This is a genomic window from Armatimonas sp., assembly GCF_043757465.1.
Lineage (GTDB): Bacteria > Armatimonadota > Armatimonadia > Armatimonadales > Armatimonadaceae > Armatimonas.
Window position 1 is genome coordinate 31,243 of the sequence record NZ_JAYVPL010000156.1, and the last position, 19,057, is coordinate 50,299.

17 protein-coding genes and 1 other RNA gene are annotated in these 19,057 nt (G+C 60.0%); 5 read left to right on the top strand and 13 right to left on the bottom strand.

What is annotated here, in order from left to right:
* Positions 1 to 12: 12 nt before the first annotated feature.
* Positions 13 to 708, bottom strand: coding sequence for a peroxiredoxin family protein (locus tag ACH2ED_RS21565; RefSeq protein ID WP_395094795.1), 696 nt, complete (start codon positions 706 to 708; stop codon positions 13 to 15).
* A gap of 19 nt (positions 709 to 727) precedes the next feature.
* Positions 728 to 1,555, bottom strand: coding sequence for a hypothetical protein (locus ACH2ED_RS21570; protein ID WP_395094796.1), 828 nt, complete (start codon positions 1,553 to 1,555; stop codon positions 728 to 730).
* Between the two features lie 35 nt (positions 1,556 to 1,590).
* Here ACH2ED_RS21570 and ACH2ED_RS21575 point away from each other — a divergent pair, with 35 nt between their 5' ends.
* The 3 genes from ACH2ED_RS21575 (at position 1,591) to rnpB (ending at position 3,595) form a co-directional block, all read left to right on the top strand.
* Positions 1,591 to 2,364, top strand: coding sequence for a sugar phosphate isomerase/epimerase family protein (locus ACH2ED_RS21575; protein ID WP_395094797.1), 774 nt, complete (start codon positions 1,591 to 1,593; stop codon positions 2,362 to 2,364).
* A complete protein-coding gene (locus tag ACH2ED_RS21580) occupies positions 2,361 to 3,203 on the top strand; it encodes an MBL fold metallo-hydrolase (RefSeq protein ID WP_395094798.1) in 843 nt (280 codons plus the stop codon). Before ACH2ED_RS21575 ends, ACH2ED_RS21580 begins: the two co-directional genes overlap by 4 nt.
* 24 nt (positions 3,204 to 3,227) lie before the next feature.
* An RNA gene (gene rnpB, locus ACH2ED_RS21585) (RNase P RNA component class A) lies at positions 3,228 to 3,595 on the top strand.
* A gap of 21 nt (positions 3,596 to 3,616) precedes the next feature.
* Here rnpB and ACH2ED_RS21590 read toward each other — a convergent pair.
* The 9 genes from ACH2ED_RS21590 to ACH2ED_RS21630 all read right to left on the bottom strand — a co-directional run bounded on the left by ACH2ED_RS21590 (position 3,617) and on the right by ACH2ED_RS21630 (position 13,895).
* The gene (locus tag ACH2ED_RS21590) at positions 3,617 to 6,802 is read right to left on the bottom strand and encodes a S41 family peptidase (RefSeq protein WP_395094799.1); all 3,186 of its coding nucleotides are present in this window, start codon (positions 6,800 to 6,802) and stop codon (positions 3,617 to 3,619) included.
* An 82-nt stretch (positions 6,803 to 6,884) separates the two neighbouring features.
* A complete protein-coding gene (locus ACH2ED_RS21595) occupies positions 6,885 to 7,667 on the bottom strand; it encodes an MBL fold metallo-hydrolase (RefSeq protein ID WP_395094800.1) in 783 nt (260 codons plus the stop codon).
* The gene (gene selA, locus ACH2ED_RS21600; RefSeq protein ID WP_395094801.1) at positions 7,664 to 9,013 is read right to left on the bottom strand and encodes an L-seryl-tRNA(Sec) selenium transferase; all 1,350 of its coding nucleotides are present in this window, start codon (positions 9,011 to 9,013) and stop codon (positions 7,664 to 7,666) included. The genes ACH2ED_RS21595 and selA overlap by 4 nt, the downstream gene beginning before the upstream one ends.
* Positions 9,010 to 9,678 (bottom strand): tRNA (adenosine(37)-N6)-threonylcarbamoyltransferase complex dimerization subunit type 1 TsaB, encoded by a 669-nt coding sequence (gene tsaB, locus ACH2ED_RS21605; RefSeq protein ID WP_395094802.1) that lies wholly within the window; start codon positions 9,676 to 9,678, stop codon positions 9,010 to 9,012. The genes selA and tsaB overlap by 4 nt, the downstream gene beginning before the upstream one ends.
* Positions 9,675 to 10,133 carry a tRNA (adenosine(37)-N6)-threonylcarbamoyltransferase complex ATPase subunit type 1 TsaE gene (tsaE, locus tag ACH2ED_RS21610; protein ID WP_395094803.1) on the bottom strand — a complete coding sequence of 153 codons (459 nt, stop codon included), beginning with the start codon at positions 10,131 to 10,133 and terminating at the stop codon, positions 9,675 to 9,677. Before tsaE ends, tsaB begins: the two co-directional genes overlap by 4 nt.
* A gap of 422 nt (positions 10,134 to 10,555) precedes the next feature.
* The gene (locus ACH2ED_RS21615; protein ID WP_395094804.1) at positions 10,556 to 11,611 is read right to left on the bottom strand and encodes a glycosyltransferase family 4 protein; all 1,056 of its coding nucleotides are present in this window, start codon (positions 11,609 to 11,611) and stop codon (positions 10,556 to 10,558) included.
* Between the two features lie 65 nt (positions 11,612 to 11,676).
* On the bottom strand, positions 11,677 to 12,501 hold the full coding sequence (prmA, locus tag ACH2ED_RS21620; protein ID WP_395094805.1) for a 50S ribosomal protein L11 methyltransferase: 825 nt from the start codon (positions 12,499 to 12,501) through the stop codon (positions 11,677 to 11,679).
* Positions 12,501 to 13,418 (bottom strand): Rpn family recombination-promoting nuclease/putative transposase, encoded by a 918-nt coding sequence (locus tag ACH2ED_RS21625; RefSeq protein WP_395094806.1) that lies wholly within the window; start codon positions 13,416 to 13,418, stop codon positions 12,501 to 12,503. The genes prmA and ACH2ED_RS21625 overlap by 1 nt, the downstream gene beginning before the upstream one ends.
* Positions 13,419 to 13,442: 24 nt before the next feature.
* On the bottom strand, positions 13,443 to 13,895 hold the full coding sequence (locus ACH2ED_RS21630; RefSeq protein WP_395094807.1) for a hypothetical protein: 453 nt from the start codon (positions 13,893 to 13,895) through the stop codon (positions 13,443 to 13,445).
* Positions 13,896 to 13,934: 39 nt separating this feature from the next.
* Between ACH2ED_RS21630 and ACH2ED_RS21635 the strand changes: the two genes are divergently transcribed.
* The gene (locus ACH2ED_RS21635; protein WP_395094808.1) at positions 13,935 to 16,280 is read left to right on the top strand and encodes an alpha/beta hydrolase family protein; all 2,346 of its coding nucleotides are present in this window, start codon (positions 13,935 to 13,937) and stop codon (positions 16,278 to 16,280) included.
* Here the strand turns inward: ACH2ED_RS21635 and ACH2ED_RS21640 are convergent.
* Together ACH2ED_RS21640 and ACH2ED_RS21645 are read right to left on the bottom strand one after the other, a co-directional pair.
* On the bottom strand, positions 16,255 to 17,118 hold the full coding sequence (locus ACH2ED_RS21640) for a cell division protein FtsX (RefSeq protein ID WP_395094857.1): 864 nt from the start codon (positions 17,116 to 17,118) through the stop codon (positions 16,255 to 16,257). The two genes, ACH2ED_RS21635 and ACH2ED_RS21640, sit on opposite strands and share 26 nt — an antisense overlap.
* Positions 17,118 to 17,816, bottom strand: coding sequence for a cell division ATP-binding protein FtsE (locus ACH2ED_RS21645; protein ID WP_395094809.1), 699 nt, complete (start codon positions 17,814 to 17,816; stop codon positions 17,118 to 17,120). Before ACH2ED_RS21645 ends, ACH2ED_RS21640 begins: the two co-directional genes overlap by 1 nt.
* A 784-nt stretch (positions 17,817 to 18,600) precedes the next feature.
* On the opposite strand from ACH2ED_RS21645, the gene dtd reads away from it, so the two are divergent.
* Positions 18,601 to 19,056 (top strand): D-aminoacyl-tRNA deacylase, encoded by a 456-nt coding sequence (dtd, locus tag ACH2ED_RS21650; RefSeq protein WP_395094810.1) that lies wholly within the window; start codon positions 18,601 to 18,603, stop codon positions 19,054 to 19,056.
* The last annotated feature ends 1 nt before the right edge of the window (position 19,057 follow it).

Consider the following 19,057-nt stretch of genomic DNA (forward strand, 5'->3'; position numbering starts at 1 on the left):
AACGCAGGGCCCTCACCAGAAGCCCCAGAAATCCAAGACAACAACTTTGCCCTTGTACTCGGAGAGCTTAAACGTATTGCCCTCGTGGTCTGGCCCTGTGATCTCGGGGGCAACCATGCCCACTTGCAGGTTCTCGGCCTCAAAGATCGCGCCTTGGGCTTGCTTGGCATAGCTCGTTTCCGCGTACTTTGCGATCACTTGCTTATAGAGTGGCACTGCCGCTTTGGCATCCGTGTCTTTGGTCACCTCGGCGAGAGCGTAGAGCACGGCAGCCTGTACGGTCGTGTTCTTCGACTTCCCAAGCGCGGTGAGCTGCGCCTTGATCTTCGCCCGCTTTCCCGGATCGAAGTTGTCGTAGCGAAGCTGCATGGCGAGCTGTGCCACTTCCGGGAGATCACGATTTTCGCGAATAATATCGGCGATGAGCTGCTCTGCCAGAGCGGGTTTCGGGCCCATCTGTGCCACTTGCATCGCTGCCATACGGGCGCGTACTTGGACTCCCCCCGTGCTCGTCTTAATGAGCTTTTGGTACTTGGGCCAGAACTCTCCAAAGAGCTTCGCAGAGATACTAGCGTAGGCTTTTTCCTGATCGCTCTCTTTGAGCTTATCGAGCCCCTTGAAGAGTGCCTGCTGGCGCTGGCGCATCTCCGTCTGGAGCTTTTCAAGCTCTGCCTGTGCCGCACTGGGCGGCGCTTTTGTCTGTTGCATTCCACCTCCTCCTTCGTGATTAGTAGTTCCCTAAATCAATCTTTTTTACCTTCTTGAGAGAACGCGTGGGAACAAAGCGGAAGCTCGTCTTCTCAGGAATCGTCGGTATCAGGCTAGAAACCACCTCGGTGAACTTGATCTTGAGTTTGTCTTGATCGAGCAACATGCTAAGGCGCTCGGGGCGGTGTCCCGACGTGACATAGATGGAAATAACTCCCTTTTCCTTCCCTGGCTTCAGATCATAGACCCGGTAGTTTTTCCCCTCAAGAGTCTCGTCGCGCACTTTTATATCGCTATCTCCCTGCTTAACTGCCTTTTCAAGCTCCACGGCCAGCTCCGGGGCCGGCTCTGGCGCATCGAGGAACTTAAGCTGCGAAGGCTCTAGCTTTTCCAGAGCGGTCTTGGCAAGGCCAGTCAGCAAACCACGAACCAGGAACTCATTTTCTTCCGTGACCTTCTGGAGTGCGTAGGTACCCGCGCCGATATCTTGCACCCAGGTCGTTTTACCATCGTGGGTTACTTTGTAGCGCTTGGGCTTTCCTCCCAGGGGTGGCAGAACGCTCAGCTCACTAATATAGGCTCCCGAAGTCTTGTGAGTCAGGCTGATCTGACCTTTAAGCACCACCGCCAGCCCCTCGCCCTTGATGTCCATTGTGACTAGCGAAGTGAGCTGTCCCTGTCGCAGAGATTTGAGTGCTTTGGTGAAGAGAAAGTAGTCGCGGCCTGTCGCGGGCACCGACTCCTGGAGTGCCCCTTGAGGCGCTGTAGGGGGGTCTTGCGGCACCTGCGGCGTGCCGTTGAGAAGAGACAAAACGGTCACAAAGGCGATAATAAGCGGGGATTGCATGGTTTATTATACCGCTCACACCGTACAATATTGCCATGGACAACCTGCTTGCCTTCTCCACACTGGGATGCCCCACCTGGAATATTGACACCATCCTCTCTTCCGCCGTCGCTTTTTGCTATAATGCCGTTGAGCTGCGTGGCTATCTCACTGAGATGGATCTTCCTCTTGCAGTTCCGTTTCTGCCTGAGAACCGTGCCGAAACCAGGCAACGCTTCGCCGACTCAGGCATTGCCGTTTGTTGCGTCTCGTCGTCGGGGGTGGTGGCGCAGGGCAATCTGGATCACGTCAAGAGCCACTGTGCACTGGCGCACGATTTGGGCAGCCCGCTGGTGCGGGTTTTCGGGGGCAAGCCCGAGAGCCGAGAGTTAGCCCTGGAGAATCTTCGAGCTTTTGGCGATGCCGCCCACGACACAGGTGTGGCCATTGTCCTTGAAACCCACGATGACTTCTCAACGGGGGCAACGGTTGAGGCACTGCTCGCGGAGGCGGCGCACCCTGCCATCTTCTCGCTCTGGGATCTGCACCATCCCTTCCGCCAGGGGGAGGCGATCGAGGAAACGCACCGCCTGCTCGCCCCGACGCTGCGCCACATTCACATTAAAGATGGCCTAGTAGATCATGGCTACACACTCCTAGGTGAAGGTGATGTTCCGGTGTTTCCGATGCTGGAGCTCGCGCTGGCAGGCGGCTACACGGGGGCCATCTCGCTGGAGTGGGAAAAGCGCTGGCACCCGGAGATCGCCGATCCCGAGGTCGCATTCCCTCAGTATTCCCGCCTCGTCCGTGAGTGGCTGGCCCGCCGATGATCCGCCCCGTTCTCCAAGACGATGCCTTTCTCACCGATGTGGATCATGCAACGGCAACTCAGCCTGAGGCGCTTCACGTCTGGTGGCTCGGCCAGAGCGGGTACTTAGTGGCGCACCAGGGCACACGCCTCCTGCTCGATCCCTATCTCTCGAACTCCCTGAGCGAGAAATACGCCGCCACGGACAAGCCGCACACCCGGATGACGGAGCGCGTGGTCGCCCCAGAGTGCCTGAGAGGCATTTCGCTGATCACCAGCAGCCACAACCACACCGACCACTTAGATGCCCTGACACTCCGGCCGCTCTTAGCCACCAACCCAACGGCGCAGTTGGTCGTCCCTACGGCGAACCTCGCCTTCGCCGCCGAGCGCCTGGGAAGCAGTACAAATCTCGTTGGTCTGGGCATTGGTGAAACCGCGACGCTTGGCTGTGTTCAAGTAACCGCCGTCCCTGCCGCCCACGACGAGCTGCTCCCGTGCTATGTCGGCTATGTTCTCAAGATCGGCTCGTGGACGCTCTACCACAGCGGCGACACGCTGCTCTATCCCGGCATGCCGGAGAAACTTGCCCCCTTTGCCCCAGATATTGCGTTTTTGCCCATCAATGGTCGCCTGCCCGAGCGCCGCGTCTCTGGCAATCTCTGGGGCGACGAGGCGGCGCGGCTTGCGAAGGTTATTGGCGCAAAGCGTGCGATTCCGTGCCACTACGAGCTATTCACTTTCAATACCGAGCCCCCTGATCTCTTCATCCAAACATGCGACACGCTTTCGCAGCCCTACACCGTTCTGTGCGCGGGCGAGCGGGTTAGTTTCCCACTCCCCCCGTCGGACGGGGGTTAGGGGGCAAGTGATAGAATAGCCGCTGGAGTGGGACGGGTGGTCGCAGGTGGCAATTGCTGCTTGAGGAAAGTCCGGGCTTCACAGGGCAGGGTGCAGGCTAACGGCCTGGCGGGGCGACCCGACGGAAAGTGCAACAGAAAGATACCGCCCACCCCCTAGCCCCCGTCCAACGGGGGAACAAGGGGGTGGGTAAGGGTGAAATGGTGCGGTAAGAGCGCACCGGCGGTGCGGAGACGTACCGGCCCGGCAAACCCCACTCGAAGCAAGGTCAGAGGGAGGAGTTGAGGCGGCTCGCTGATCCTCCCGGTAGACCGCAGGAGGCGTTCGGTAACGAACGCCCCAGATAGATGACCACACAAACACAGAACCCGGCTTACAGGCCCACTCCAAAATCCGCCGGTTTCACCCGGCGGCTATTTTTTAGTGCTCAGTCGCCCGGGCTTTGCCTCGGGAAGCTTGACGGGCTTGGCTTTGCCCATTAAGGCTTTGACAGCAGCTTCGAGCTGCGGATCGCGGCCTGCCATTTCATCAGCGGGGCTGATCATGACACGGACATCGGGTTCCGCCCCCGTGTGCTCCTCGTTGACACCATCACTCACGCGATACCAGCCACGACCTGGCGTTCGGATCTGTGAGCCATCGAGAAGAGCTTGGGCACCGGTGGAGACCACGGCCCCAAACGTCGTGTTACCGATAATCGGGCCACGGTCGAGCTGCTTGAAGGCGTGGGCGAAGATCTCCGCGTTGGAGTAGCTGTTCTCATTGATGAGTAGCCCTGCTGGTTTGCGCCAGGGGTAGTACGGCAGGCGATCCGTCGGGTAGCCCGGGGCACCGTCACGGCCAATCGTGTAGGCGTGGCGCGGCTGCGTGAGCATTGTCAGCAGATAGTCCGCCGTCGAGCCGCCGCCGTTGTCACGCACGTCAATCAGGAGCGCATCACGGCCATAGCCCTCGGCATAGAGTCCTCCCTCGAACCGATCCTGGCTGAGCTTATCCATTCCTTGAATGTGCAGATACGCCAGCTTGCCATTACTGAGCTTGTGAGTAAGCTCCTGGCGGCTAGTGGTCCAGTCATCATAAAGAATACTTCCCAGTGTGGTGGTGGACGCGGGAAGAATCAGCACCTCACGCTCTTTAGCATCAGTGCCCTTCACACTCAGCGGGAGCTTCTCGCCAACCGTGTCCGCGAGTAGCTCATCGGGATTACTATCAGCTCCGAGAGTTGTCGCCCCGATGGCGGTGACAATCTCGCCCGGCACAAGCCTGGACTCGGCTCGATCCGCCGGGCTGCTCTTGAGAACTCGTAGCACTTTCAGCCCCGGCCCACTGTAGCTCTCGTCCCAGATGACTCCCAGAAAACCGGTCGGGATCGGTGTCACACCCCCATCGGAGATGATGCCGGGCGTGATGCCAATGTGCGATGCGTTCAAATGCCCCATCAGCAGGCGAATCACATCGTATAAGTCCATCGGATCCGACGCGGCGGCGGCCATCGGGCGATATTTTTCCCGTAGCGCTGCCCAGCTCGCGCCGTGAAAATTCGGGTCGTAGAAGGTCTGGTTCATCACCTCCCATGCTTCCTCGAAAACGGCTTTCTGGAGCTCGCGCTTGTCGTAGCTGAGCTTGGCACGGAACGCCACAGGTCGGGCTTCCGGGGCAGCAGGCGAGGCGGCGGCGAGCGTGCCACCTTGCGCCAGGTAAAACAGAGTTCCCTTTGCCCAGCTTAGCGCACTGCCCCCTGCGGCCAAGCGGCGCGGAGGCGGTGCAGGCGCTCCATCGGTGAGGGTTGCGAGCTGAATATCCGCCCCGGCGGAGAACGCGACCAGCGTGACACCATCACCACCGGATGTCACGACGGGCCCCATTTCATTGGTAGGTGTCGCAGTCAGGCGACGGACACGCTCATGAATCCCCTCGGCGTCCACGGCTACCGTCACGGGTGCAGCCGGTGCGGGTGGGCCAGGCACGGTGGGCTTCTTCTTTTCCTTCAGCCGCAGCCAGCCCTCACTACTGCGCTCGTCGTCCTCTTTTTTAAGATAGACCCAGTAGATATCAAACTGGCGCTCCGCTCGCTCGCTCATCCAGACAAGCTTGCTGCCGTCGGGCGAGAACGAAGGCGCGTAGTCGTTGCGCGGGTGGCGGCTGACATTGATCGGCTTGCCACCACCTTCGAGAGCGATCACAAAGATCTCGTTGTTAAACTCCTCGTCCTCGGCACTGTACGTCAGCCACTTATTGTCAGGCGACCAGTTCAGCTCTTGGACATTCAGTGCTTTGGCAACCATTTTATCGTTCTTGCCATCAGCATCCGCAACCACAAGCTCACCCTTGCCACGGATGTAGGCCAGCTTCTTGCCATCGGGCGAGAAGTGAGGGCTGCTCTTGGGCACCGACGAGCTGGTCAGCCGCACCGTCGTGCGCTTGAGCGACTTGCTGAGCTTAGTTTCCTCGGAATCGGTGCTGGTAATCGCATAGAAATCGCTGTCTTTGACGAAGAGCAGCGTCTTGCCATCGGGCGACCACGTGATATCCGCCTCACGCCCCGCGCCCTCGGTCAAGCGAATCGCCTTACCACCGGTTGCGGGTACGGCAAAGACATCGCCGCGCACCACAAACCCCACCTGCTCGCCGTCGCTGCTGGGCGCCACTTCGGTAGCACCATTGGCAACCGTGAGGTTCTCGACCGCGTTGCTCTTGTCATCGGCGGCGACGGCCAGTGTGGCAGGTTTGGGAGCTGTCATCGCCCCGCTGAGGTTGACCGTCTCGATCCGATCCCCCACTTCAAAAGCGGCACGTGTGCCATCGCCGGAGACGGCGGGAAAGCGCACGCCGTCGCCCACGAACTTCGTGAGCTGGGTCGCTCTGCCGCCCGAGGCGCTCTGTTTGTAGAGATTGTAAGTGCCATCGCGCTCGGAGACGAACAAGATCGTCTTGCTATCGGGCATCCAGAGCGGCCAGAGGTCTTGGCCGTCAAAGTCGGTGAGCTGCTTGAACTCCTTGGTGTTGAGATCATAGACCCAGATATCGGCGCTCGCACTCCCCCGGTAGCCAATGCGGGGCCAGTCCGTGGCTCCCCGCGAAAAGACAAGCTTGGTGCCGTCGGGGGAGAGCTGCCCGCCAATCAGATTACTCAGCCCCAAGACGGGTTTGGGCCGTCCGGGCTTATCGGAGTTATTGACCAGGTAGAGGGTCTGGCCACGGCGGGTCAGCTCCCGCACCGAGCTAACGAGCACTTTCTTGCCGCCGTCCGCCCAGCCCTGGAAACCATTGCCGCCGCCGTAGTTGGTCAGCCGCCGCGCGACGCCGCCGCTTGCGGGCATCGTGAAGACTTCATTGCGTCCGTAGCGTAGCGACTGGAACCCAATCTCTTTGCCATCGGGCGAGAACTGCGCGCGGCCATCGTAGGCCGGATGACTCGTCAGCCGCCGCGCCGGTGCGCCGCCCTCCGTGGGCGAGCTCCAGAGATCCCCCTGGTAGGAAAACACCAGTGTCTTGCCATCGGGCGAGAGCGCCGGATAGCGCGGGAAAGACACGGAGGGCTGTGCGAAGCTGGACGTGGCGAGCGACAGCGCCGCTAAGGCGAACGGGATGCATTTCATAGAGAGTAGTTTACCCCCTAACCCCCGCCCAGCGGGGGGAATGTAAGGAATTTTCCTTATGGATTCCCCCGCCGGGCGGGGGTTAGGGGGCAGGCGAGTGGAACTCTAACCAAAGCCCATCGTGGGCGAGGGCGATGTTCCCGGGCAGCGTGACGGAGACTTCGGTGTGCGGGAAGTGGTGGGAAAGGTGGGTGAAGTAGGTCTGCCGCGCCCCTAATGCCTTTGCCTCGGACAGTGCTTGCTCAAAGTGAAAGTGCGTCGGGTGCGGCTCGTAGCGCACCGTGCCCAGAACCAAGGTGTCGCGGTTCTGGAGGTAGGGCCGCGTCTCCTCGGGGATTGCGGACACGTCGGTGACGTAGGCAAAAGTGTTATTGAAGAGCAGGCTTGTCACGCGCAGCTCCCCGTGCCAGTGCCAGAGCGGGAGCACCTCGATGCCGCAGATTTGGACGGGTTCGAACGGCTCCCACGCTACCAAATCGAGCTGTGGCTTGCCACCGCCCTCTTGTGTGGTCTTGAAGCAGTAGTCATAGACACTGCGCACCTTCTCCAAGTTCTCAATGGTACTGTAGATCGGAATCCGAATGTCGTACTGGAAGTTGAACTGGCGCAGGTCGTCTAAACCAAAGAGATGATCCGCGTGAGTGTGTGTCAGAATACAGGCGTCCACCCGTCGGACATGGTGGGTGAGGCACTGTGTACGCAAGTCCGGGCCCGCGTCCACCAGGATCGTTCCGTGCGGGCCTTGCACGACAAGCGCCGGGCGAGTACGCTTGTCGTGAGGGTCAAGTGAGAGGCAGACCGGGCAGTCGCAGGCCAGCAGCGGGACACCCGTGGACGTTCCCGTTCCCAGGAAGGTGACAGTCACGCGCCTTCCCCCTGGCCCCCGCCCAACGGGGGAAAGGCAAGGAGAAGCGCAGCTTCTTCATCGTGATCCACGGCTCGTAAGTCCAGTAAGAGCCTATCGCGTTCGATGCGGCCATAGACAGGCGTGGCGGCCTGGCGAAGGGCACGTGCCAGCGCGGGGAGGTTACTGGAGCGAATAGCGACCGCGTGTGAGGGGAGCATTCTGTCGGGGAGCGAGCCGCCGCCCACTTGGGAGAGTGTGGCCTCGACCGTGGCATCGTAGCCGAGCTTGCGTAGCTTTCCGGCGACAATCCGGCAGCGACGATCAATCTGCCCACTCTCCCGTTTGATGCGGCGCAGGGTCGGGATTTCGTCCCAGGCGCACCCGGTCTGGTAGAGCCGGAGTGTCGCTTCCAGCGCCGCGAGCGTGAGCTTATCCGGGCGGAGTGCGCGCATCAGGGGATGGTGTTTGCAGGTCGCGATCAGATCCTTGCGCCCGATAATAATCCCGGCTTGGGGTCCGCCCAGGAGCTTATCGCCCGAGAACCAGACCAGATCCGCGCCCGCCGCCACGCTCTTCTGCACCTGCGGCTCGTCGGTGAGACCAAACGGGGAGAAATCTACGAGCGCCCCTGAGCCGATGTCATCGCCAAAGGGAACAGCAGCGTGCTTTGCCAGGGCGACAAGCTCCTCCAGCGATGCCGACTCCGTGAAGCCGACAATGCGAAAGTTGCTCGGGTGACAGCGCAGCAGCATCCCGGTGTTCTCGGTGATTGCCTTCTCATAGTCCGCGATGCGAGTACGGTTGGTCGTGCCCACTTCAACTAAAGCAGCCCCCGACTGAGCAATCACCTCAGGCAGGCGAAAGTGCCCCCCAATCTCCACCAGCTCGCCGCGTGAGAGAATCACGTCTTTGCCACGGGCAAGCGCCGCCAGCGCTAGCACCGTCGCCGCCGCATTGTTGTTCACCACAACGGTATCTTCCGCGCCCGTCAGTTCACGAAAAAGCTGGGCAATCACCGTCTGACGGCTCCCTCGTCCCCCCGTGTCCTCATCTACTTCCAGGGTCGCATGCCCACTCGCCACGGCGGCGACGGCGGCGGCGGCACTCGGAGCCAGTGTCGCGCGGCCCAGATTGGTGTGGAGCAGAACGCCCGTCGCATTGATCGCCCGCCGGAGCTGATTGCGCCCCATTACCGCTGCAAGCCCACGGGCGCGGGTAGCCAAATCCCCCACCAGCTCACCCGCTCGCAGTTGCTCCCGTGCCTCGTCAATCGCCTGCCGCGCCACCGCAACGGCCAGCTCATGCGTTAGCTCACTGAGCTGCGCACTTAGCTTCTCCACCGACGGTAAGTCACGAAATGTCATAATGCTACCTTTGGAGCGCGAATCGGCGGAGGCGCGACATAGTGCGGCGCTAGCGTTGCCACATCGTCTGGGCCTTGGACACGCAGTCGCGCCTGGCCGAGCCGCGCGATCTGAAAAGCGCGGGGCGAGGCGGTGCGAAGCACTGCCTGTGCGTTGGGCGCGATCCAGTGCACACACTCCCCCAGCACGAGGAGGCGCGGCTCGCCCAGCACCTCCGTGGCCTGCACTAAAACCTCACTGGTCAGAATCACTTTAGGCTCGACAACAGGATTCGAGCGACCGCCCTTGTAGAACGCCGCGATCACCTCATCTTTTCGCGAAGGCACCACGACCACCACAGAAGCTCCCGCACCCGACACCGCGCTTGCCATCGCATCGAGGCTACTCACCCCGATCACGCGCTTGCCCAGCACCTCCGCCCAAGTCTTGGCCATCGTGACGCCCACACGCACGCCCGTGAAGCTCCCCGGCCCAAGGCCCACCGCAAACGCATCCAGCTCCTCCAGAGTGAGCTCCGCCTCGCGCAGTGCAAACTCCACGATGCCCGGCAGACGCTCGGTGAGCCGTCGGTGATGCGCGAAGTTGAGCTCTACCAACAGCTCCTTGCCCTCGACAATCGCAACCGAGCAGGTATCCCCTGAGGTATCTAGCGCAAGAATCTTCACAAGCCCCCCCCGCACCCGCTCGGCGGCGGAGCGATGTGGATTTGTCGCGATTCTGGCCCCGTATCAGTAAGCGTCACACGCCAGCACTCCTTGGGAAGTGCTTCGGCAATCTGCTCGGGCCACTCAATCAGCACCACACTGCGCCCCGCCAGGTACTCCGCTAGCCCCGCCGCTTCCCACTCCGCGCCACTTCCGAGCCGGTAGGCATCCATGTGAATAATCGGAACCCGTCCACCGTCGTACTCATGCACCAGGGTAAATGTCGGTGAGGAAACTAAGGCGGGTGAGCCCAGTGCCGCCACCAGCGCCCGTGTGAATGTCGTCTTCCCCGCCCCGAGGTCGCCCGACAAGCAGACCAGCGTCCCCAGCTCCAGGCGCTCTGCCAGCCAGCGAGCTACCTTGTCCGTTCCCTCAAGGGAATCAACCGAGAAATCCACTAAATCTACCCATTCCACAGAAGCCATTGTAGCCTCTTTAGCAACGAATCGCCGCACTGCGACGAGGGCAATGCGTCGAGAAGGTGTCTGTAACGCTCGCGAGTCGGACAGTCAGGTGCGAAATTTCTAGGATCGGAGTGCTTCACGGCATGTCCTCCAGGGCATAAGCGATGAAGTTCGGCCAGGGCATAAAAAAGCCCCTGGCTACGATCTTCATGAACTCGGTGTACATCTTGTGCTTGGCGACCCAGTCCAGCTTATTGGCCAGCGTCAGCGGGTTGGCTTCGAGCGCATCGAGCGTCGCTTCCCACGACCGCCAAAGTGATCCACCGAGTTGTTCTGAACGGCTAGGGGTTCTGTCGCGTTGTCGGGCAAGTGACTTCTCATCTGAGGTTCCCTGTGGGCCAACAACACGTCCCGATCCATAGCCGTATCCGATCTTAGAGAAATACCTGTACTATCTTCACAAGATTCTCCGCATAGATCTTTGTGGAGAACGTCAGAGCACGCTCCCGTGCTGCTCGTCCACACTGGGCCGCGAACTCCGGTTGATCCAGATAACGCAGGAGCGCTCCGGCGAGCGCATCGGCATCCTCAAAAGGGGTGAGTAGCCCCTCCTGGTCAGGAGTAATAATCTCTGTAGGGCCACCTTCATCAGTGGCGACAACGGGTTTGCCCAGTGCCATTGCCTCGATCACGACGATGCCAAAGGGCTCCCGGCGCGACGCGTGGACAATCACATCCATCGCTTGCATCCAGAGGGGTATATCGCTCTGGAACCCTGTCATCTGCACCGAGTCCTCTAGCTTTACCGCCCGGATCTGCTCTTTAAGCCAGCCCTCGTACTCTGGTTCAAACGCATGTTGCCCTCCCACAATCACTGCAAGCGCCTCAGGATACTTTGCAAGCACACGCGGCATTGCCGCAACAAGCGTGTGCATTCCTTTCCAGTGCTGAAGCCGCCCCACAATCCCAATCAAGGGACGGTCTAACGGAAGGCTCAGTTTCTGTCGTGCTTCGGTTCTCGTCGGAAGAAGGGTCGGCTCGAAACGCTCTAGCTCAACCCCGGGATAGACAAGACGTACCTCAGTGTGGGGAGTCAGTTTCTTTTGGGCTTGGAAGCCATCCGTGCAGAGGGTCAGCACAAAACGGGCGGGAATCCGGGCAGCCACTTTGTCAATAATATCGGGGCTACGCGGAACATCGAGCTGGTACCAAGCTGCTGGCAGACTCGCCCATCGTGCAGCGATTCCGCCGTACACATGAGCGGCTCCCATCCAGCTTAGAATCAGTGACGCTTTTTCGCGCCGTGCGACGTGAGCGATTTTCCTTGCGGTTGCCAGAACATTGTGCACCTCGCGAATCCTACCCGTCTCAAAAACATCAACACCCACCCCCAGCTCGCGAACCATAGCGGGCATCTCGCCTGCTTCAAGAAAAACAACATGCCAGCGAATTCCCAGATGCCGTCCCTGCTGAATCAGGTGAAGCAACATCCGCTCCCCCCCCCCGCGCGCATTTCCCAGAGGCATGCACAAAACCACGGTCTTGTCCAACGGAGCTACCTTTCTCGTTGTCGGGCTGAGATCGCGACCCACTCGCCCTCGGTCTCTACTGCCAGGATCGTTAAACCACGCTCTACCAGTCCCACTTTCACATTTTCTGTTCGTGCTTCGATGATGCCGGAGACAATCAGCAGACCACCGGGCTTTGTCGCGCCGACAAGCTCTTCGGCCATGCCCAGAATCACATCCGGCAAAATATTAGCGACCACGATATCGAACTGGCCGGGCGGTGGCAGAGTCGCTTCTATGGCGGACACTTTTCCAACCATTGCATTGCGCTCGATATTCTCCCGGGCGATGCGCACGGCCAGTGGGTCTATGTCGGTGCAGATCGCGCTGTGTGCCCCCAGCAAGACGGCTGCAATTGCCAGTATCCCAGAGCCCGTTCCCACATCGGTAAGCGTCTCGCCCCCCTTGACGTGTGTCTCCAGCGCTCGCAAGCAAAGCCGTGTGGTGGCATGCAGGCCCGTGCCAAAGGCCATCCCTGGGTCCATTTCAACCACCAGATCACCCGTTTGGGGGGTGAACTCCTCCCAGCTTGGCTTAATAACGATGCGCTCCCCGATCCGTTGGGGCTTGAAGTACTGCTTCCAGGCATTGGCCCAGTCTTCTTCCTGAACAAAGCGAATCGTCACCTCACGCCCCGCAGCCTGACGCAATGCTAGCAGAGAGCCTTCCAGGCGCTCATCTACGGGCAAGTACCCGCGCACGGCGCTCGCATCGGCACTCCAGCCCTGACAACCCGCAACTTCCGTCAGCAGTGCCGCGTAGGGCTCCTGCTCATCCCCCACCGCCGCAATTTCCATCTCAACCCAGCGCATTAGTTCGTAAATAATCCTTCTGGACTCGTGGCCGTCAGTAGACGATCAAGAACCGCATTCAGCTCATCTTCAGCCTGTAGTGCCACAATGCGCTGCTGAATCCCCTCAGAGAGGCTTCCAAATTTTCGGGTTGCCATACGCAACACTGCACTCTTCAAACCCTGCTGCATGCCCTGCTGCATGCCCTGCTGCATGCCTTTTTCCAGTCCCCAGCGTTCAAAAATGGTTGTCATCTCAAGTACCTCCGGTTCTCTTACCGTTCGTTGTTGCAATTCTACCTGCTCCCCTTGCGAGAGGGGTAGGCCCAGCTCCACCACGCTTGTTACCAATACTTGCTGCGCGGGATTCAGCCGATACGCCACAATTCGCCGCAGAACGTCTAACCAACGCTCTATTTTAGCTGTCTCTGAGGAGCGCATCCATGCCGAGAGTGTGGCCCCCAGCGGGTTGTTCACCGCTTCGTAGTCGGCGGCGCTCAAGTCAGGTAAGCCTATCGCCAAATAGTGAAACGTCAGTAAATCGATCCCAAAGAGCGGCTCACGAACCGTCTCAACCACTAGCCCGCCTGCACCAGGAGAAAGATACAGGACAATGGGCAGCACGGGCAACTTATAACGGCGGCGCAGGAGAAAATAGTAGTCCAGCATGCGCTCCGGGAAACTCACCGGGCGGCGACGGCTCTCGATCTCCACGTGAACCAGAATCAGCTCCGGCTTGCCCTCGAGGGTCTTCACCTCAGTCACGATATCGGCTTCGTGCTGCTCACCTCGCGGAAAGTCCGTGAAAGCCTCTTTATCGAGAAACCTCAGCGTGCTCCAGTCGAGCTGCTCCGCGATATGCGGATAGAACAGACGAATAAAATCAGGGAAAAACTCTCGGAGGAGTTCCTTGAAAACCTGATCTTTTTGTCCCGCCATCGCCCTATTCTATCGCAGATTACTTCAGTCCCAATGAACCAACGCCGACACGACCTTGCCTTGTTTCCACTCCAGAGTGATTCCCTTTGCGGAACCGTATTTCTTCGGGAACAAGATATACCCCGTCTTCTCATCGAGCGCATAAGGCGTCTTTCTCCACGTTTGAAGCTGCCTACTAGCCTCAGGCGGCGTCATACCAGGCAGGTTTCCGACAGCCCGCACAAGCGGAAGCCATGGCTGTGCAAGGTGGAGAATTAAGATAACGGTGACCCAGTAGCTCCCTAAAAACACAAGCTGCGCTCGGTTTCGAAATGCAAACCAGCCCGTGAGGTTCGCTAGTAGAAAGCCCTCAACGAGCCAGGGTAGATTAGCTCCAGCGAAAATCACACTTAATAATCCCACCCCCAGCATGCCGCAGGCGAACACACCGGCTACCACTCGGAGAACCACCATCGCATCAGCCTTATTTGGTTTCATGCCATTGAATTCTGCACGGGTAGGTACAATCCCTTGTAGATGCACTACCAAACTCCGGGCGATGATCTTGTTGCTCTTCTCGATGCCCCGCTGACTCCGCTCTCCTCGCTCTCACCGGATCGGTCGCATTTGCTTCTGATTGGCTACGAGCCGTATCCCCCGATTGCAGACCTAGCACGACCCTATGAGAAACTGGCGGGGGTGCGCTTTGATAGCACACGCCCGGGGACGCAGCGGCACACGCGCTACACGAGCCTTGCTCTGCTCAGTACCGCAGAGGGTAGCCAGCGTCAAATTACCGGACTTCCAGAGGGGGTGGTTCCGGGCGGGCCGGTGTGGAGCGATGACGGGAGCCGCTTTGCGTTCTACTTAGAGCGTCCCGACGGGGGGCTGGCGCTCGCGCTGGGCACGGTGGCAACCGCGAGCGCAGAAGTCATTCCAGGGCTTGCTCTCACCGACATGCTGTCCTCGCCTCTACAGTGGGTGAATAACCAGACGCTCCTGCTAACACTGGTGGCGGATCTTGGGGACGCTCCTCAGCCGCCCAAGGCACCCGAGGGGCCGATTGTCCAAGAGGCCAGCGGGAAGCAGACCCGCGCGGCGACCTACCAGGATCTTCTTGCCAGCCCCTACGACGAAGCACTTTTCACGCACCTTGCCACCGTTCAGCTCGCAACGTACTCGCTTGAAACGGGAGAAACAATACTCGTAGGTAAGCCCGTACTGGCAACGAGCGCCCGGCCCTCACCAAGCGGGGACTTTCTGCTGGTCACGCGCCTTGTTCCGCCGTTTTCGTACCGTGTCCCCTACCAGCTCTTCGCCCGGCGTACCGAGGTCTGGGCGATGGCGGGTGGTGCGCATCTCTGCACCATCGCCGATCTGCCTATTAGCGATGAGGTGCCGCAGCAGGGTGTCCCGACGGGCCCGCGTGCGATTTCCTGGCAGCCCAACGTACCCGCAACGCTCCACTGGGTCGAGGCACTCGACGGCGGCGATCCGCTTGCGAAAGTGGAGCATCGCGACAGGGTCATGGCGCTAGATCTCGCCTCAGCTCATAGGGGGGACTCTCCACGAGAGAGCTTTCGCCTGACACATCGCTTTGCGGGCTGGGACTGGCCCGATGACTCAGGCGCGGGGATTGTGACAGAGTACGACCGCGATAGACGCTGGCGGACGACCTATTATTTTCAGTGGAACCACTGGGACGCACGAAAGACACTCTTTGATCTCTCGGTGAACGATGCCTACGGCGATCCAGGAAGCTTTATTACAACCCAGAAACCCACGGGGGAGCGGGTTCTCGATACCCGAAACGGCTGCGTTTTTCTGGCGGGCCGGGGCGCAACTCCGCAAGGAGACCGTCCGTTTCTCGATGCCTTCGATCTCGCGACGGGCCAGAAGGAGCGACTTTTCGAGTGTGGTACGGAAGGTTACGAGAGTTTCCTCGCCTTTGTCGGAGAGAAGCTACTCACCAGCCGCCAGAGCCGGACGGCGCCAACGAACTTTTTTGTGGATGGCAGACAGATCACCCACTACACCGATCCGCACCCTGAGCTCACCGGGCTCCACAAAGAAATGCTGCGCTACGAGCGCCTCGACGGTGTCCCGCTCTCGGGGATGCTCTATCTGCCGCCGGGAGTCGTGCCGGAGTCGCGGCCCCATTTACCCCTGCTCGTCTGGGCCTACCCAGAAGAGTACAGCGATGCGGCAACGGCGGGCCAGGTGCGCGGCTCCGACAAAACCTTCACTCGGCTGATGGGCACCAGCCCTCTCTGGTTTCTACTCCGTGGCTGGGCCGTACTGATGGACGCGTCCATGCCCATTGTCGGTGACCCGGAGACAGCAAACGACACCTTCGCCGAGCAGATTGTCGGTGCCGCGAAGGCGGGTATTGAGACGCTCGTAGGGCGTGGAATCGCCGATCCGAGTCGGGTGATGGTGGGCGGCCATAGCTACGGGGCGTTCATGACCGCGCACTTGCTCGCCCATGCTCCCGGGCTGTTTCGTGCGGGGATCGCGCGCTCGGGTGCCTACAATCGTACCCTTACCCCCTTTGGGTTCCAGAGCGAGCGCCGCTCGTACTGGGAGGCGCCGGAGATCTACCACAAGCTCTCGCCCTTCACCTACGCCGACAAAATCAAGGATCCAATCCTGCTCATTCACGGCCAGGCGGACAACAACTCAGGAACACACACGCTCCAGTCTGAGCGGTTTTATCAGGCCCTCCAGGCGCACGGCGCAACGGCCCGCCTGACACTCCTGCCCCATGAGAGCCACGGCTACCGCGCCCGAGAGAGCGTCCTGCACACCCTGTGGGAGATGCTCAGCTGGGCGGAGCGCTTTAGCGCAGATACAGATACTAGCGCAGATACCGATGCAGGCTGAGCCAGGCTCCCCCTGCACCAAGTAGGCCGCCGCCCGCCACCAGCACACCTGCCAACCGTGGAAGGTTCACCGGCTCTAGGTAGCTCGACAGGAGCGGAATCGCGGCGGTGAGCGTGTCCGTGTAACGCAACAGCCCTGAGAGCGCGAGGGTGGCGATCAGCGCTCCCCCAACGCCGTGGATCAGCCCCTCCATGAGCATCGGCAGGCGGATAAATTCTGGTGTCGCTCCGACAATCTTCATGATCTGAATCTCGCGCCGCCGGGAAAAAACCGAGAGCCTGATAGTGTTCACCACGACCACGAGTGCACCAAAGAGCAGCAGTGCACCGCCCAGAAGCCCCAGGTTGCGAATAAAGTCAGCCAAGCGCACCACTACCTTGAGCTCCTCCTCAGGCACGTCCACATTTTCCACCTCGCCCATCCAGCTACGAATTGTCGTGGCGAGGCCCACCGACTCCTCCGCGCTGCGGAGCTTCACCACAAACGTATCCGGCATGAGGTTCGGAAGCCCCGCCGTGTCAATGGGCAGGCTCTTGGCCGCATCGGCAAAGGCATCATCACGAGAACGGTAGAGCACATCGGCAACACCGGGGACCGCCCGCAGCTTCGACTCCGTCTCCGTCAGTGCCTCCGGGGAGAGCCCCGGGCGACAGAAGACCCGCATCTCAAAAGCATCCACGGTGCGGCGGCTCATCGTGCGGAGCTGCGTGAAGGTCAGGTAGAACGACCCGACCAAAGTTAGTGCGACCCCGATAGTCGTGATCGCCGCGACTGTCATCAGGCCATGGCGCCGCAGGTTGATCAGCGCCTCTCGCAACAAAAACGGAAATGCCTGCATCACTCGGCGTACCCGTATGCCCCTTCGGCCTCGTCACGGGCGAGGGTTCCGCGCTCGATAGCGATCACCCGGCGGCGCAGGCGATCCACCGAGTTTTTATCGTGGGTCGCCACCAGCACAGTCGTCCCTTCGGCGCAGATCGAGAGGAGTGCCTCCATGATCCCCGCGCTCGTCTCCGGGTCAAGATTGCCCGTCGGCTCATCGGCGATGAGCAGAGCAGGCTTGCCCACCAGTGCCCGCGCAATCGCGACCCGCTGCTGCTCGCCGCCGGAGAGCTGGGCAGGAAAGGCATCGCAGCGCGCGAGCATCCCGACTTGCTCAAGCCGATCCCGAACCCGAAAGCGCGCCTCTTTGCGCACCATCCCCAGCACCTCACAGGCGAACATCACGTTCTCCCAGACCGTGCGCTGTGGCAGTAAGCCGTAGTCCTGAAGAACAATCCCCATCTGCCGCCGCAGTGCGGGAATCTCTTTTGAGGCAATCCGTGTGATCTCGCGTCCCGCCACGCAGATGCTACCCTCAGTGGCACGCACATCGGCGTAGAGCAGCTTGAGCAGTGTGGACTTGCCCGCGCCGGTCGGCCCTACCAGAAAGGCAAACTCACCCGCTGGGAGGTGCAGGGAAATATCTGTCAGCGCCGTCACATTGCCCGTGGGATAGGTCACGCCCACAAGTTTCAGCTCAATCACGAAGGGCATTATATCCCGCCGATTGAAATCGGCGGATAATTTCCCTCCTGTCGCAAATCTCGTGATCAAGCCATCACCTTGGCAGGAGCCGGTCGAGCGTTCAGTTCAGCACACGTCAGAAGAGCTAAAGCCCGACTGCCCGCTTTCGTCCAACGCATCCCTTTGCCTTTCTGACGACGACCGATCACCTGATCTACTCCCTTTTCCATACGACCAGAACCAATGGGCTTGCCAGATTACAGAGAGCCGAAGCATTGCGGGCTTTTAACTTAGCGAGGAACTCCAAAGCCTCCTTCGCGCTCAACTTTGCCATGGGCTACCATCGAAAGCTGTTGATACACTCGGGTTTTGAGATGGTACCAATCCAGAATTACCCGGACATTTTCACCAAACAAGGCTAGCAAGTCCACCTTGACGAGGCGGGCGCAGCCCACCAAGACCAAGAAAGCCACCTCCCTCGGAACTATTACTCTCCGCTAGGTGCGCCGCGCACCGTACTGCCAAAGTGCCAAGGAGACGAGAGGGAGAGTTCAGTCCTGGTTTGAGAATAGCCGTCTGACAGCCCTTCTTGAGGCTTCCGCTCTGAGATTTTCATGCTCGGTGGTGAAGCATCTTCATCAGGACTGTTGAACCCGCTCCAGCACTCGTCGTTTGGTTTCTTCTGTCATCGCCCCATGATGCCAGCTTTAGGGGCCGGTGGCGAATCTACTCACCTCACCACTTTTTTGTCCTGCACCCGCACGGCGTTCTATGGGGCATCATGAACTTTTGCACCATGATAAAATTACTTTCTGTGCGAGCCGTACTACAGAGAGTTTCCGAAGCATCCGTGAGGGTTCAGGGCGAGATCGTCGGTCAGATTGGGCGTGGTCTACTGGTTCTGGTCGGAGTCGCAGACGGCGACACTGATACAGATGCCGAGACACTCGCCACAAAGATCGCTGATATCCGCCTCTTTCCTCCCGAGAACGACGACACAGGTATGGAGCGCTCGCTTATCGAGATCGGGGGCGAAGCTCTGGTGGTTTCTCAGTTTACCCTGATGGGCGACTGTCGCAAAGGCCGCCGCCCAAGCTGGCTGGCTGCTGCCCGCCCCGACGAAGGCAAGCGACTCTATGAGCGCGTTGTCGAAAAACTACGCGCACGAAATATCCCCACGGAGACGGGCACGTTCCGCACTCACATGGAAGTGCGACTGACCAACGACGGCCCAGTGACGATTCTACTGGACAGCCGGAAGGCATTCTGAG